Genomic DNA, 13,559 nt, shown 5'->3' on the forward strand with positions numbered 1-13,559 from the left:
CCGCGACCGGCTGGCACACTGGGCTCGCGATGACGGAGCACCGGGCGGGGAGACGCTGGAGGACGCTCCTGGCGTGGGCCGGCTTCGGCGTCCTCGTCCTGTGCGTGCTCGCCGTCGCCGCCATGTACCTGCGCGGTGGCCGCACGAGCATCGGGGTCGTCATCGCCGCCGCCCTGCCCGTCGTCGTCGGGGTCGCCCTGGTGGCCGCGCTCGTGTCGTGGCGCCACCTGCGCTGGTGGCGGCTCGCCCTCGTCGCCGCCCTGCTGCTCAGCCAGGCACCGCTGCTCGACCACGTCGTCGCCGACCCGCGGCCCGCGGCCGAGGACGGGCCGACGATCACGGTCGCGACGCTCAACACGGCGTGGGCGGGCCCAACCGACGCGGAGCTCGTCGACCTCGCCGACGGCGCCGACGTGCTCGCCCTGCAGGAGTGGGACCCCGGACGCACCGATGGCCTGGGTCGCGCCCTCGGCCCGCAGTGGCGGCTCGCCGCCAGCGACCACGACGACTACATCGGGACCGACGTCGACGTCTGGGTGCGCAGCCCGTGGACGGTCGCCTCGTCCACCCCGCTCGCCGGTCGGCAGCCCGGAAGTGCACTGCGGCTGCGCCGGGGTGGCACGGAAGTCACCGTCGTCGGCACGCGCCTGCAGAACCCCGCCTTCCTCGCGGCCGACCGCTGGGGCGAGGGGCTGGACTCCCTTCGTCTGGCGGCCGAAGGGAGTGACGGTCCGGTCATCGTCCTCGGCGACCTCAACGCACCGCCCAGCGCGGTCGCCTACCGGCGGTGGGTGAAGCGAACAGGCTTGCGGGACTGCACCGCTCAGCTCGGGTCCGGGTTCCCCGGCACGTGGGGGCGGACGCGCGGAGCCGCCTACGGGCCGGTGCCGATCGACCACGTGACGACCCGCGGGGCCGCGTGCACCGCGCTCGAGGTCACCCGCGAGCGCGGCAGCGACCACCGCGCGCTGACCGCGACGGTCGCGCTGCCCTGATCAGCCGAGCCGGGCGAAGGCGCCGTCCTGAGGTGCGAGGGCCCCCGGGCCCGAGCCTCGAAGGGGGGCCGCCGCCTCCAGCTCGAAGGCGAGCTCGAGGAGCAGCCGCTCCTGCCCCCTTCGCGCGGAGAGCATGACGCCGATCGGGCGACCGTCGTCGGTGCGACCGAGCGGGAGCGAGATCGACGGCTGGCCGTTGGCGTTGTGCACCGGGGTGAATCCGACGTAGTCGAGCAGGCGCGCGAGGTGCGTGTCGAAGTCGAGGTCACCGGAGAGGTAGCCGATGCGCGGGGTCGTGTGCACGAGCGTCGGGGTGAGCACGACGTCGGCCTCGGCGGGGAAGAGCCGCTCCGAGGCGACGCCGGAGAGGCCGAGGCGGGCGAGGTAGAGCGGCGCGCGGTGGAGGCGGCGCTTGGCCCGGGCCGCCAGGCCTAGGGTGAACTTGTCGAGCCGGGCGGCGTCGAAGCCGTCGCCGTAGAGCTTGCTGCCCTGCGCCGAGGAGGCGAGGGCGAGCAGCGACCAGTAGTCCTGGAAGTCGGTCTTGAAGAACTCCGGGACGGGCACCGTCGTGTCGGGGTCGACGTCGTGGCCGAGGCCGTCGAGGAGCCGGCCGACGGCTTCGACGGCGTCGCGGGTCTGCGGGTCGGTCGCGGGCGCCAGCGGCGAGTCGACCATCATGCCGACGCGCAGGCGACGGGCGCCGGGTCCCTCGACGAGGCCGACCGGGGGCAGCTTGCGCGAGGGCTGGTAGCGCTCGGCCGAGGCGAGGAATGCCGCGGTGTCGCGGACGGTGCGGGTGAGCACTCCGTTGACGACGATCCCGACGGGCAGCTGGTCGGTGGTCGGGTCGCCGAGGAAGCGGCCGCGGCTCGTCTTCAGCCCGACGAGGCCGCAGGCGGCCGCGGGGATGCGGATCGACCCGCCGCCGTCGTTGCCGTGGGCGATGGGCAACGCGCCCGACGCGACGAGGGCGGCGGAGCCCCCGGAGGACCCGCCCGAGGAGTAGCCGGTCGCCCACGGGTTGCGGGTGACGCGGCCGCCGGGGCGCTCGGTCGTCGCGGTCCAGCCGAAGGGCGGGCAGGTCGTCGTCGCGACCGGGATGACCCCGGAGGAGAGGAACTGGCGGACGAAGGCCCCGTCCGCCGTCCCCGGCGTGGCCGGCAGCGCGTCCGACCCCTGGGTCATCGGCATCCCCGCGACGCTCACGTTGTCCTTGATCGCCGACGGCACACCGGCGAAGGGGGCGTCCGTCCCCTTCGGCAGGTGGGCGGCACGGCGGCGCGCCCGGTCGACGTCGTCGACGGTCGTCGCGCCGAGGGCCGGGTCGACGGCCGCGACACGCGCGATCGCGGCCTCGACCGCTTCGCTCGCGCTGATCCGCCCCGCCCGGATCTCCTCGGCCACCCCGGTGGCGTCGAGGTCACCGAGCGCGTCGTCGGCGAAGGCGGAGACGCGCGTCGACTCGTGGTCCTCACGGACCTCGTCGTAGGGCGCGGGGCGGGACGTGTCGGTGCTCATCCCCCGATGTTACACGTGGGTCACTCCAGGGTGCGAGGCCGCCCGCGGCCGAGCCTCGAGACCCCCGATCACACGTCCGTGCGGTGGAAGTTCGCGAAGGACCTGCTCGCCGTCGGCCCCCGCTGACCCTGGTAGTGCGACCCGTAGGTCGCCGACCCGTAGGGGTGCTCGGCCGGTGAGGAGAGGCGGAAGAAGCACAGCTGTCCGACCTTCATGCCCGGCCAGAGACGGATCGGCAGGGTGGCGACATTGCTCAGCTCGAGTGTCACGTGCCCCGAGAAGCCCGGGTCGACGAAGCCTGCCGTCGCGTGGGTCAGCAGCCCGAGGCGGCCGAGCGAGGACTTGCCCTCGACGCGGGCGGCGAGGTCGTCGGGCAGGGTGACCGTCTCGAGGGTGGAACCGAGGACGAACTCACCCGGGTGGAGGACGAAGCCCTCCTCGGGCTCGACCTCGATGAGCCGGGTCAGCTCGGGCTGGTCCTGGGCCGGGTCGATGACCGGGTACTTGTGGTTGTCGAAGAGCCGGAAGAACTTGTCCAGCCGCACGTCCACGCTGCTCGGCTGGACCATCGTCGGGTCCCACGGGTCGAGCACGACCCGCCCACCGTCGATCTCGGCCCGGATGTCCCTGTCGGAGAGCAGCATGCTCCGACCCTAGATGTACTCAGCCAAGAGGTTGGTGACACTCCGTGTCGGGGTTGACGTAAGGGAGGACCCCCGGGTGCGGTGGGTGATGTCTAAGTCGCCTACCGACCGGAGGTCCTCATGTCCCACGGTAATGCCCGCCTGAACCAGCACGGTCGTGAACTGCTCGTCGAGCGGGTCATCGGTCAAGGGTGGGCGGTGGCGCACGCGGCCAAGGCCCAGGGCATCTCGCGTCAGTGCGCGCACCGGTGGATCAACCGCTTCCGCGAACACGGTGACGATGGGCTGGTCGATCGTTCCAGCCGTCCGCACCACAGCCCGCGACAGACCCCGGTCGAGGTCGAGGAACGCATCGTGGCCATCCGCCGCGAGCAGCGTCGCGGTCAGGACTGGATCGGCCCCGAGCTGGGCGTGCCCGCGCGCACTGTCAGTCGGGTCCTGCGCCGCCACGGCGTGCCCTACCTGCGCGAGTGCGACCCGCTGACCGGCGAAGTGATCCGCGCGTCGAAGACCACCGCGGTGCGCTACGAACGCGGCCGTGCTGGCGAGCTGGTCCACGTCGACGTCAAGAAGGTCGGCAAGATCCCTGATGGCGGCGGGTGGAAGGCTCACGGTCGAGCGATGGGATCGACCTCGGCGAAGAAGAAGGCCAGGATCGGCTACGACTACGTGCACTCCATGGTCGATGACCACTCACGGCTGGCCTACAGCGAGATCCTGCCCGACGAGAAGGGCACCTCCTGCGCCGGGTTCATCCGCCGCGCTGCGGCCTACTTCGCCGGCCACGGCATCACCCGCATCGAGCGGGTGATGACCGACAACCACTTCTCCTACAAGAACTCCCACGACGTGCGCGCCGTCCTCGACGAGCTGGGCGCCAAGCACAAGTTCATCAAACCCCACTGCCCCTGGCAGAACGGCAAGGTCGAACGCTTCAACCGCACCCTGCAAACCGAGTGGGCCTACCGGCAGGTCTTCACCAGCAACCAGCAACGAGCAGCCGCCCTTGCGCCCTGGCTCGAGCACTACAACACTGAACGCCGCCACACCGCACTCGGCGGCCTCGCCCCGACCAGCCGACTGTCAACAACCTGACGGCCGAGTACACCTAGAGCGGGAGGGGCCTCACAGGGTGAAGTTGATGTCGACCGGCACGGTCGGGACGTGGTCGAAGACGACCGCGGCCACCGGGGAGTCCTTGCCCCCCGAGCGCTCGAAGGTGACGCCATCCGACGGATAGGGCTCCCCCGGCTCCGCCGCCATGTCGACGCCGTCCTCGGGGTCGATGGTCATGGTCCCGCCGATCTCCCAGGCATTCGTCGTCCCGGAGACCGCCCAGAAACGCACCGGGATGCCCTCGGCATTGGTCGCCTTGGTCATCGCCTCCCAGTTCATCGTCTCGGGGATCTCGATGCGTACGCCCCCCTCGGGCGTGAGGGCGATGTCCTTGCGGTACCTCTCGATGATCTTGCGCTCGCTCGCGTCCACGGGCTCCCACACGCTGCCGGTGACGAAGGGAGTGGGGTTGGGGTTGGTCGGGGCGGCCGAGGTGCTCTGGTCCGAGCTGGTGGCCGGGGGTGCCGACTCGGGGCCGCCCGTGGCGACCACGACTCCCCCGACGACGACGACGGCGGCGGCCACGGCGGCCGCGCCGGCCAGCAGCCAGGAGCGGCCGCCCTTCCCTGCTCCGCGGCTCGGCGTGGGAGCGGGCCCCCTGCACGCGCTCCCACGCGACCCGTCGCTGCGCCTGGGTCGGCCCGGGCACGTCGGCCCGCAGCTCGCGCAGCGCGTCCATCTCCGGCCCGTCGAGCAGGCCGATCTCGTCAGTGGTCATCGTGGCTCCCCTTGGTGTCGTCGAGCGCGGCCCGCACGATGCGGCGGGCGCGGTTGAGCCGGGAGCGCACGGTCCCGACCGGCAGGTCGAGGGCCTGGGCGACCTCGGCGTAGGTGAGTCCTGCGTGGGCGACGAGCAGCAGCACGTCCCGGTCGCCGTCGGAGAGGTCGGCAAGGGCGGTGACGAGAGCCGGCCCGCGTGACTGCGAGTCGACCCGGTCGATAGCTCGATCGATCTCGTCGCCCGCGGTCACCAGCGGGTCGACGCCGGTGCGGGCCCAGGCCCGGTAGGCACGGACCTCTTCGCGGCGGTGGCGGGAGAGCAGGTTGCTCGCGATGCCGAAGATCCACCCCCGCAGCACCCCCCGCTCCGGGTCGAAGGTGTGCCCTCGGGTCACCGCCTGGACAAAGGTCTCGCTCGCGAGGTCCTCCGCGACGTCGGCCGGCACGCGCCGGGCGAGGTAGCGGTAGACGTCGGCGTGGTGCCGGTCGAAGACCTCGTCGATCGGTACCCCGCCGATGCTCGGCGACCGCCGCAGCGCCTTGACCTGCCCCATCGGCGGCCTCCCCGTGTCCGTCCCCAGTGTGCTCACACCTGTACTTGCCCGCAGGGCGAAGGGGGGGTTCACGCCCACCCCCTCCTTCCCGGTCGATGTGTGTGGGTGGCCTCCAGCGCATGTGTTTTGAAGGGACCTTTCTGACAGACATGTGAAGGGACATCGCTGACAGTCCTTGGGGCTCGGTCGGTGGCCGGATGATCGGCTGCATGAGCACGAAGGCGGTCTCGGTGGAGGCACGGTTGGCCATTGGCGCCCAGGTGGTCTTGGAGGAGGTCTCTGGGGCTTCGGTGACGCAGATCTGTCGGGAGTACGGGATCTCTCGGGATACGTACTACCGGTATCGACGGCGGATGCTGCAGGAAGGGGTGGAAGGGCTTGTTCCCCGTTCCACGCGCCCGCGCAACTCTCCCAGGGCAACCCCTGCTGACGTGGTGGCCGTGGTGGTGGCCAAGCACGACGAGTTGGTCGAGCAGGGTTGGGACGGCGGCGCGCAGTCCGTGCACGACTGGCTGACGAGTCAGGGCGTGCAGGCGCCCTCGGCGCGCACCTGTCACAAGATCCTGCGCGATCACGGCCGCACCACGCCCACACCGTCGAAACGGCCCAAGTCCAGCTATCGACGGTTCGAAGCGATGCACCCCAACGGGGTCTGGCAGCTCGACGGGCACGGGGTCGAGCTCGTCGAGGGCTCGGCAGTCGTGCTGCGGTTCCAGGACGACCACTCCAGGATGCTGATGGGCTCGCTGGCCGCGCCCAGCGAAAACGGTCAGGACACGTGGACGTGCTTGCTGCAGGCCATGGACCGTCACGGCAAGCCGGCGTTCATCCAGTGCGACAACGGCTCCGCGTTCACCGCTCGCCTGACCCGTGGTGGCGGGTACTCCACATTCGAGTCCAAGCTGCACCGCATCGGGGTCGGCATGATCAACTCCAGCCCGGGGCATCCCCAGACCAACGGCAAGAAGGAACGTGAGTGGCGCACCCTGGACCAGTGGCTCGCTGCTCGGCCCACCGCGGCTGACTTGCCCCAGTTGCAGCAGCTGTTGGACGCCTACGACGTGCTGTTCAACACCCAGCGCCCTCACCAAGGCATCGGTGGGGTCACCCCGGCCAGCCGCTACGCGAGCAGCGACAAGGCCGTTGCCGACGCCAGCGAGCTCACGCAGCGTCAGTTCATCCGCGAGGTCACCCTGAGCCCGGCCGGCTACTTCGACCTGCCCGGAGCACGCGTGGCCCTGGGAGTCGCTTGGGCTCGAGCCAAACTGCAGTACCTCGTCGACCAGGACCACGCGGTCCTCTTCCACGACAACCGGCTCCTGGCCCACATCAGACTCGATCCCGCAAAGATCGAGACACCCAAGGGCGAACGCCACTACGTTCGAGTCACAGCATGAACCGCCCCGGCGTGTCCGGAGGCTCCGTTCCTTGGGAAGGATGGAGTCATGTCAGGGAGTACATCGAAGAGGTACCCGGCCGAGCTGCGTGAGCGGGCGGTACGGATGGTCGCCGAGGTCCGGGCCGAGCACGAGTCGGAGTGGGCCGCGATGAGCCGGGTCGCCGAGCTGCTGGGGGTGGGCACACCGGAAACGGTGCGCAAGTGGTGTCGTCAGGCTGAGGTGGACGCCGGCCAGCGCCCGGGGGTCACGTCCGAGGAGTCGGCAGAGCTGAAGCGGCTGAAGCGGGAGAACGCCGAGCTCAAACGCGCGAACGCGATCCTCAAGAGCGCGTCGGCTTTTTTCGCGGCCGAACTCGACCGGCCACAGCGCTGATCGTGCGCTACATCGACGAGCACGTCGGTCAGCAGCACGAGGACGCCGACGGGCAGGGTCTGCGATGGGGTGTCGAGTCGATCTGCGCCGCGCTCACCGAGCTCGGCTGCAAGATCGCCCCCGCGACCTACTACGAGCACCGAGGCCGCCAGCCGAGCGCCCAGCAGGTGCGCGACGAGGAGCTGAAGCCGATGATCGAGCAGGTCCACGCGGCCAATTACGGCGTCTACGGCGCACGGAAAGTGTGGCTGACGCTCAACCGACAGCGGGCAGCCGACGCATCGCCGATCGCGCGCTGCACCGTCGAGCGGCTCATGGGCGAGCTTGGGCTGGCAGGCGCGGTGCGCGGGAAGGTCAAGCGCACCACGATCAGCGACCCGAAGGCCCCGAAACCGCTTGACTTGGTCGATCGCAACTTCGAGCCGTTGGCGCCGGACCGGCTGTGGGTGGCCGACTTCACGTACTGCCCGACGTGGTCGGGCTGGTGTTACACCGCCTTTGTCATCGACGCCTACGCCCGGCGGATCCTGGGCTGGTCGGTGTCGACCACGATGACCAGCCAGCTCGTCCTGGACGCAGTCGAGCAGGCCATCTGGACCCGCGGCCGCGAAGATCGTGGCGGTGACCTGACCGGCCTGATCGCCCACCACGACCACGGCGCCCAGTACATGTCCGTGGCCTACTCCGAACGGCTCGACACCGCGGGAATCAAGCCCTCGACCGGCCTCGTCGGCTCGTCGCACGACAACGCGCTGGCCGAGTCGATCATCGGGCTCTACAAGACCGAGCTGGTCAAGCGACAGCGGCCGTGGAAGGGCTTCGACGACCTCGAGATCGCCACCGCCGAGTGGGTCGACTGGTACAACCACCGCCGACCCCACGAGTACTGCGACGACCTCACCCCAGTGCAGGCCGAGCAGGCTCACTACGCTCACCACCAGGCCCCAGCAACCGCTGGAGTCTCAAACTAGAAGGTCTCCGGACACACCGGGGCGGTTCAGCACGCCCCTGACTGTCAGACAAGTGTCTTCACACACTGTCCGATAGGTCCCTTCACAGGACATGGCCTCCAGCGCACCCGGATACATCGACTCGGCCCGGAAATGACCTCGGCCCCGTCACCGAGCGGTGACGGGGCCGAGGAACTGCTGAGCCGGTGACGGGAATCGAACCCGCGTGTCCAGCTTGGGAAGCTGGCGCTCTACCATTGAGCTACACCGGCGCGCGAGGCGCAGCGGCCATGCTAACCCATGGATCAGGCGACGATCGTCCCGCCCTCGAAGGCGCACTGCCACTGCCCGTCGGAGCGCTGGGTGGTGTCGCCGATCGGGTACCCGTACCTGCCGACGTGACCACCTGCCGCCTTCCACGCGGTGAGGATCGTGCCGGTGACGCGTCGCGGGGTCTGGGTGCCGATGCGCCACAGCTCGCCCCCTTCGAACCGCTGGTAACTGCCGCGGGAGAGCGACCACGCGACCTTGGTCGGCAGGCCCAGCACCCCGTGCTCGGCGTCGGCAGCGCGCCACGCCGCCGCGAAGGCCCCCGACACGTGCACCGACGCCGCGGAGCCGCGCTTGCTGATCGCGCCCTTCTCGAAGTGCTGGATCCACCCGGTCGCCACCGTGGTGCGCTCCGACGTGGGGTAGCCGAGCTCGCCGCTCTTGCGGCCGAGCCGCTCCCAGATCGTCCAGGCCGGGCCGTAGACCGCCTTGAGCTGACTGAGCGAGACGCCGGACACCGCTCCCTTGTCGAAGCGCTGGGTGAGCCCGCCTGCGGAGGCGAGGAACTCGTGCCCCGCCGGATAACCGAGCGTGCCCTTGACCGAGCCGTGCGCGACCAGCTTGGTGACGACCTGGCTGCGGACGGCATAGGCGGTGGAGGTGCCCTTCGTGGTGTAGATCCGACCGCCGGAGGAGAAGCGCACATAGGTGCCCTTGCCGTCGCCCACGGAGCGCACCGGCCCCATGGAATGGCCGAGGTGCGAGGTCTGCTCACCCATCGCGTAGTAGCGCGAGGCGATCACGCCCCACGACGGCAGCAGCGGGCTCGAGTGCTCGGAGGTGCGGTTGTCGACCAGCGAGGTCGTCGTGCAGTTTTCCCACCGGTAGGGCGGGGTGCAGCTGACGACGCGGCAGTGCACACCACCGCTGCACGCCACCTGCGTGTTGCACTGCCCGTAGCGGAAGGCATTGCAGCAGACGCGGCGCTGGTCGCACGTGCCCGAGGAGCCGGTGCCGCACGAGCAGCTCCAGCACTTGTTGTCGCAGATGCCGTCGGTGCACCCGGTGGAGCACTTGGAGCAGGTCGCATTGCAGTCGACGATGTAGCGGTAGCGTCCGCCGCACCACGATGAGCCCGCGGCCTTCCACCACCCCGCGGCGAAGCTGCCCGGCGGGCAGGAATTTTCGCCCTTGTTGATCGTCGCGCAGAACACGGTCCACCCCGAGGCGGCGGTGTTGCCCGGACCGCAGATGGTCGCGTAGGCCGAGACCGGCCGCAACGCGTAGGTCCTGGGGGCGGTGACGAGGGCCGACCCGGCGACCGCCGAGCCGATGAGCACGTCACGCCGCGAGACCGAAGGGAGCCGACGCGCCAGTGCGTCGACGAGACGAGCGCTCCACGAGCCGTCCGACGAGGTCACCCGACACCTCCGATGCCGCCGCCGGCCGACACGCGGATCGACGCGACGACCCGGGCGATGGCGGGCACCGTGGCCATCCGTCGGGAGTGCGCACCGGCGACGGCGTAGAGGCAGAAGCCGTGGCCGCGCTCGGTGAAGAACCACTGGCCGGCGCTGCGACCGGGGACGTAGCGCGCCAGTCGGTTGGCCGCGAACTGGGAGGGGGCGACCGTCGGACGCCCCTGCCGTGCGAAGAGCCCGACACCGGCCACCTCGGGCCCGTGGTCGATGAGGGCGACGAAGGCGTCGTCGGGGCCGAGCACGTCGATGAGCTCACCGCCGAAGTCGGCCAGCCCGCGCGGCAGTGGCCGCGAAGCTGCGTGGAGGATCGGCCGGGTGACGTCACCGGCGCCGTCGAGCAGCCTGCCGGTCGACGGCTGCCTCGCTCCGGCGGCCACCTGCGGACGTCGACTCACCCGCACGTGCCACCCCGCTGGCGCCTGCGCCGCGATCGTCACCGCCATGGAGAAGTCCCCCTCACCTAGCCGAGCGCCCCGACGATGATGACGACGGCGCTGATCCCCAAACTCGCCCTCGCCACCATATCGGCCGGAACGGCCCAGGAGTCGAGTCTCGCGAAGACCTCGTGCAACCGCTGGGGTGTCTCGACGCGGCAGACGAGCACGAGCGGCAACGCGCGCACCAGACCGAAGACGAGACCGATGAGCGCGCCCGCCCACCACCGACCGGTGAGCAGCTCGGCCAGGTAGACGGCGTAGGTCGTCGTGCTCGTGATGATCGTGACGAAGCCCAGCCCGAGCTGGAGGCCGAAGCCGAGCCCGGTGACCCACCCCCGGTAGCGACCGATCCACTCCCGGTCGACCTGGCGCTGCCACGAGGGCACCCCGTCGCCGCCGGACCGGACGTCGAGGACCAGTCCGATGACGAGCAGGAGTGCCAGCACGGCGAGGACGGGCGTCGAGGCCCGCACGTCGTTCCCGACGAGGGACCCGAGGCCGCCGAGCACCGCACCCACGAGGACGGCGGCGAGCACCGAGCCGACGACGTAGCCCAGGGCCGTGCGGGTGAAGGATGATCCGCGGCTCCGCTCACCGAGCGGAGAGATGCTCGAGAGCATCGACTCGCCTCAAGGCGACCACGTGGCGCGCACGGCCGCGACGACGGCGAGGGGCACTCCCAGCACGAGGCCGAGGACGAGTGCGGTACTCATCCGTGCTCGTGCCCCGGCGCGTCGACGCCAGGCCGGGGCGGCGGACGCAGGCTCGGGTGGTCGGGGCCGATGCCGGCCGCGAGCAGCTCGGCGTCGACGGACGTCGGATCATCGCGGTCGCCACGGTCGACGTAGCCGTCGGCAACAGCAACACGGTGCTCGTCGTCGCCGAGCGCCTGGGCCATGAGGTCGCTCACCTGGGCCCAGGTCGTCGCCGAGCCCTCACCGATGACCCGCCCCGCGTCGACGTAGACGAAGTACGGGCTGCCGGGGATGTCGTAGTCGCCCCAGGCCGGGCCGCTGCGCACGACGTCCAGCCCTGGACCGGCGACCTTGGCCAGCGCCGACAGGGACTCCTCATCGTCCCCCTTCGTCACGACGAGCAGGCGACCGCCACCGGGCACGTCCACGGCCGAGCGGAACTCGCTCCAGAAGCCGGCGCACACGCTGCAGCCGGTGGTGAGGAAGGCGAGCAGGGTGCGACCCCCGAGGTCCACCGACCGCTCTGCACCGTCGAGGTCGGCGCCGATGATCTGCGGCGCGGTCGCGTCACCGGTGCGACCGGGCGTGACGACTCCCCGCTCGAGCTCGACGGGGACCGGACCGGGGCTGCCCCCTTCGCCCGCCCGCTCCTGCTCGACCTGACGGTCGAGCTCGAGGCCGGCGCCGAGGTCGTGCAGGGACTTGAGGATCAGCGCATGGCTGCGCAGCAGGCCGAGGACGAGGAACGACAGGAGCACGAGGACGACGAGCTCGGCGACGACGAGAGTCGTGAGCAGTGCGGTCACGTCAGGCCCTTCCTGTGGAGCGGACGGCGGGGGGGGTCGTGGACGGCAGGACGGCGATGACCTGCCACGCGAGGAAGCCGATGAACCCGGCGAGCAGCACCGTGACGACCACCGAGGCGGTCCCGGCCGACCACCACGGGTCGACCGGCGCCGGGACGGCCAGCCCCCCGGCGGCGAGCGCCAGCAGCCCGGTGGTAGCCGCGTGCGCCCGCGTCGGCGGGGTGTCCGCCCGCCCGAGGCACCCGCACGAGGCGACGACACCACCGCGCCGCAGGGCGAGGATGACGAAGCCGGTGAACCCGGCGTGGAGCAGGGCCACGACGGCCAGCGACGGGCGCGAAGGGAGCGCGACGGCCGCGACGCCAGCGACGACCTCGACGAGCGCGAAGCCACGGACGAGCAGGGGATGGATCCGCAGACCGGTCGCGCGCAGGGCTCGCACCAGATCGCCGGGGTCGGCGACCTTGGGGACTCCCGCGAGGACGAGGAGGCCGGCGCCGGCGAGCGCGGTGGGGCCGAGGACGAGCCAGCTGTCCATCGCGCCCCCTCCCCGGCCCTCGTGGCCGACGCTGCTGGGGGCACGCTACCAACGACACCGGCGCCCGTCGTACCGTTGCCCAATGCCGAGCAGCACATGGGACGAGCGCACCGAAGCGCCGGTCGTGGAGGCCACAGGATTTGCGCAGGCGGCACTGCCAGAGGTCGGCACCCGCCAGCTGACTCGCCTGACCCACCCGGACGACCCGCGGCTGACGATCGACACCCTCCTGCTGCGTCGTGACCATCCCGACCTCGTCGTCGTGCTCCACGGCGCGCTGGTGCGCAAGGACGTGACGCTGCCGCGCTTCGAGTGGCTGCGGACCCTGCGCGAGCGCCCCGAGAGCCTGCTCTTCGTCTCGGACCCGTCGCTGCAGGTCGACGAGGCGATCCCGCTCGCGTGGTACATCGGTCCGCAGGAGCACGACGTCACCGCCCGCCTCGCCGACGAGGTGACGACCCTGGCCGGCCGCCTCGGCGCGCAGCGCACGGTCTTCACCGGCAGCAGCGGTGGCGGCTACGCGTCGATCGCCCTCGCGGCGCACACACCCGGCTCGCTCGCCGTGCCCTTCTCCCCGCAGACGCGCGTCTCGCGCTACGAGCGCATGCCGGTGAAGATCTTCCGCACCCGCCTCTTCCCCGAGCACCCCGGCATGGACTCCGTCGAGGCGGCCCACCGCGACCGCGTCGACCTGACCCACCGCTGGGCGGCCGGCCCCGACCAGCCCGATGCCTGCGTGCGCCTCGTCCACAACAGCGGCGACCCCGGTCACCTCGAGGACCACGTCCGCCCCTTCCTCACCGCCGCCGGCGTCGACCCCGACCACCTCGAGGGACACCCCCGCTTCTCGCTCGTCTTCGACGACTTCGCCGACGGCCACTCCCCGCCCCGGCCGGCGCAGATGCGCGACCAGCTCGACGCAGCCCTGGTCTGGCACGACGAGGTGCGCTGAGCCGCCCACTCGAGCAGGTGACCTCGTCCCCCTTCGTCCATGGCGAAGGGGGACGAGTTGCGTTGTGCCTCAGGTCACCTGACATTCGCTTGCCCCGGCAAGCGCGGCGGG

The 13,559-nt window shown here is 71.2% G+C and carries 14 protein-coding genes and 1 tRNA gene; 5 read left to right on the plus strand and 10 right to left on the minus strand.

Annotation, left to right across the window (positions count from 1 at the left end):
* The first annotated feature begins 29 nt into the window (after positions 1 to 29).
* Positions 30 to 995: an endonuclease/exonuclease/phosphatase family protein gene (locus NYE39_RS08795; RefSeq protein ID WP_068318980.1), complete on the plus strand. Its 966-nt coding sequence runs from the start codon at positions 30 to 32 to the stop codon at positions 993 to 995.
* Here the strand turns inward: NYE39_RS08795 and NYE39_RS08800 are convergent, their stop codons facing one another.
* Positions 996 to 2,513: an amidase gene (locus tag NYE39_RS08800; protein WP_341012426.1), complete on the minus strand. Its 1,518-nt coding sequence runs from the start codon at positions 2,511 to 2,513 to the stop codon at positions 996 to 998. It abuts the gene before it with no gap.
* Between the two features lie 68 nt (positions 2,514 to 2,581).
* On the minus strand, positions 2,582 to 3,157 hold the full coding sequence (gene dcd / locus NYE39_RS08805; protein WP_341012427.1) for a dCTP deaminase: 576 nt from the start codon (positions 3,155 to 3,157) through the stop codon (positions 2,582 to 2,584).
* A gap of 120 nt (positions 3,158 to 3,277) precedes the next feature.
* Here dcd and NYE39_RS08810 point away from each other — a divergent pair, with 120 nt between their 5' ends.
* Positions 3,278 to 4,252, plus strand: a complete 975-nt coding sequence (locus NYE39_RS08810) for an IS481 family transposase (protein ID WP_341012428.1) — start codon at positions 3,278 to 3,280, stop codon at positions 4,250 to 4,252.
* Positions 4,253 to 4,282: 30 nt separating this feature from the next.
* Here the strand turns inward: NYE39_RS08810 and NYE39_RS08815 are convergent, their stop codons facing one another.
* Positions 4,283 to 4,798, minus strand: a complete 516-nt coding sequence (locus tag NYE39_RS08815; RefSeq protein ID WP_341012429.1) for a hypothetical protein — start codon at positions 4,796 to 4,798, stop codon at positions 4,283 to 4,285.
* 182 nt (positions 4,799 to 4,980) lie between these two features.
* Positions 4,981 to 5,547 carry an RNA polymerase sigma factor gene (locus tag NYE39_RS08820; protein WP_341012430.1) on the minus strand — a complete coding sequence of 189 codons (567 nt, stop codon included), beginning with the start codon at positions 5,545 to 5,547 and terminating at the stop codon, positions 4,981 to 4,983.
* Between the two features lie 209 nt (positions 5,548 to 5,756).
* Between NYE39_RS08820 and NYE39_RS08825 the strand changes: the two genes are divergently transcribed.
* On the plus strand, positions 5,757 to 6,944 hold the full coding sequence (locus NYE39_RS08825) for an integrase core domain-containing protein (RefSeq protein ID WP_341012431.1): 1,188 nt from the start codon (positions 5,757 to 5,759) through the stop codon (positions 6,942 to 6,944).
* A 48-nt stretch (positions 6,945 to 6,992) separates the two neighbouring features.
* A protein-coding gene (locus NYE39_RS08830) for an IS3 family transposase (protein WP_192910836.1) occupies positions 6,993 to 8,290 on the plus strand; the annotation gives its coding sequence in 2 pieces (ribosomal slippage) (positions 6,993 to 7,287 and positions 7,287 to 8,290; 1,299 coding nt in all).
* A 180-nt stretch (positions 8,291 to 8,470) separates the two neighbouring features.
* Here NYE39_RS08830 and NYE39_RS08835 read toward each other — a convergent pair.
* The 6 genes from NYE39_RS08835 to NYE39_RS08860 all read right to left on the minus strand — a co-directional run bounded on the left by NYE39_RS08835 (position 8,471) and on the right by NYE39_RS08860 (position 12,496).
* Positions 8,471 to 8,541, minus strand: a tRNA-Gly gene (locus tag NYE39_RS08835).
* Positions 8,542 to 8,574: 33 nt separating this feature from the next.
* Positions 8,575 to 9,960 carry an LGFP repeat-containing protein gene (locus tag NYE39_RS08840; protein WP_341012432.1) on the minus strand — a complete coding sequence of 462 codons (1,386 nt, stop codon included), beginning with the start codon at positions 9,958 to 9,960 and terminating at the stop codon, positions 8,575 to 8,577.
* A complete protein-coding gene (locus tag NYE39_RS08845; protein ID WP_185220931.1) occupies positions 9,957 to 10,463 on the minus strand; it encodes a hypothetical protein in 507 nt (168 codons plus the stop codon). The genes NYE39_RS08840 and NYE39_RS08845 overlap by 4 nt, the downstream gene beginning before the upstream one ends.
* 17 nt (positions 10,464 to 10,480) lie before the next feature.
* Complete coding sequence (locus tag NYE39_RS08850; RefSeq protein WP_185220932.1) at positions 10,481 to 11,077, minus strand: urease accessory protein UreH domain-containing protein; 597 nt, start codon at positions 11,075 to 11,077, stop codon at positions 10,481 to 10,483.
* Positions 11,078 to 11,166: 89 nt separating this feature from the next.
* A complete protein-coding gene (locus tag NYE39_RS08855; RefSeq protein WP_341012433.1) occupies positions 11,167 to 11,958 on the minus strand; it encodes a hypothetical protein in 792 nt (263 codons plus the stop codon).
* A 1-nt stretch (position 11,959) separates the two neighbouring features.
* A complete protein-coding gene (locus tag NYE39_RS08860) occupies positions 11,960 to 12,496 on the minus strand; it encodes a MauE/DoxX family redox-associated membrane protein (protein WP_341012434.1) in 537 nt (178 codons plus the stop codon).
* Between the two features lie 82 nt (positions 12,497 to 12,578).
* Between NYE39_RS08860 and NYE39_RS08865 the strand changes: the two genes are divergently transcribed.
* On the plus strand, positions 12,579 to 13,448 hold the full coding sequence (locus NYE39_RS08865) for a hypothetical protein (protein WP_341012435.1): 870 nt from the start codon (positions 12,579 to 12,581) through the stop codon (positions 13,446 to 13,448).
* The last annotated feature ends 111 nt before the right edge of the window (positions 13,449 to 13,559 follow it).

Source organism: Janibacter sp. FSL W8-0316, assembly GCF_038004165.1.
GTDB lineage: Bacteria > Actinomycetota > Actinomycetes > Actinomycetales > Dermatophilaceae > Janibacter > Janibacter indicus.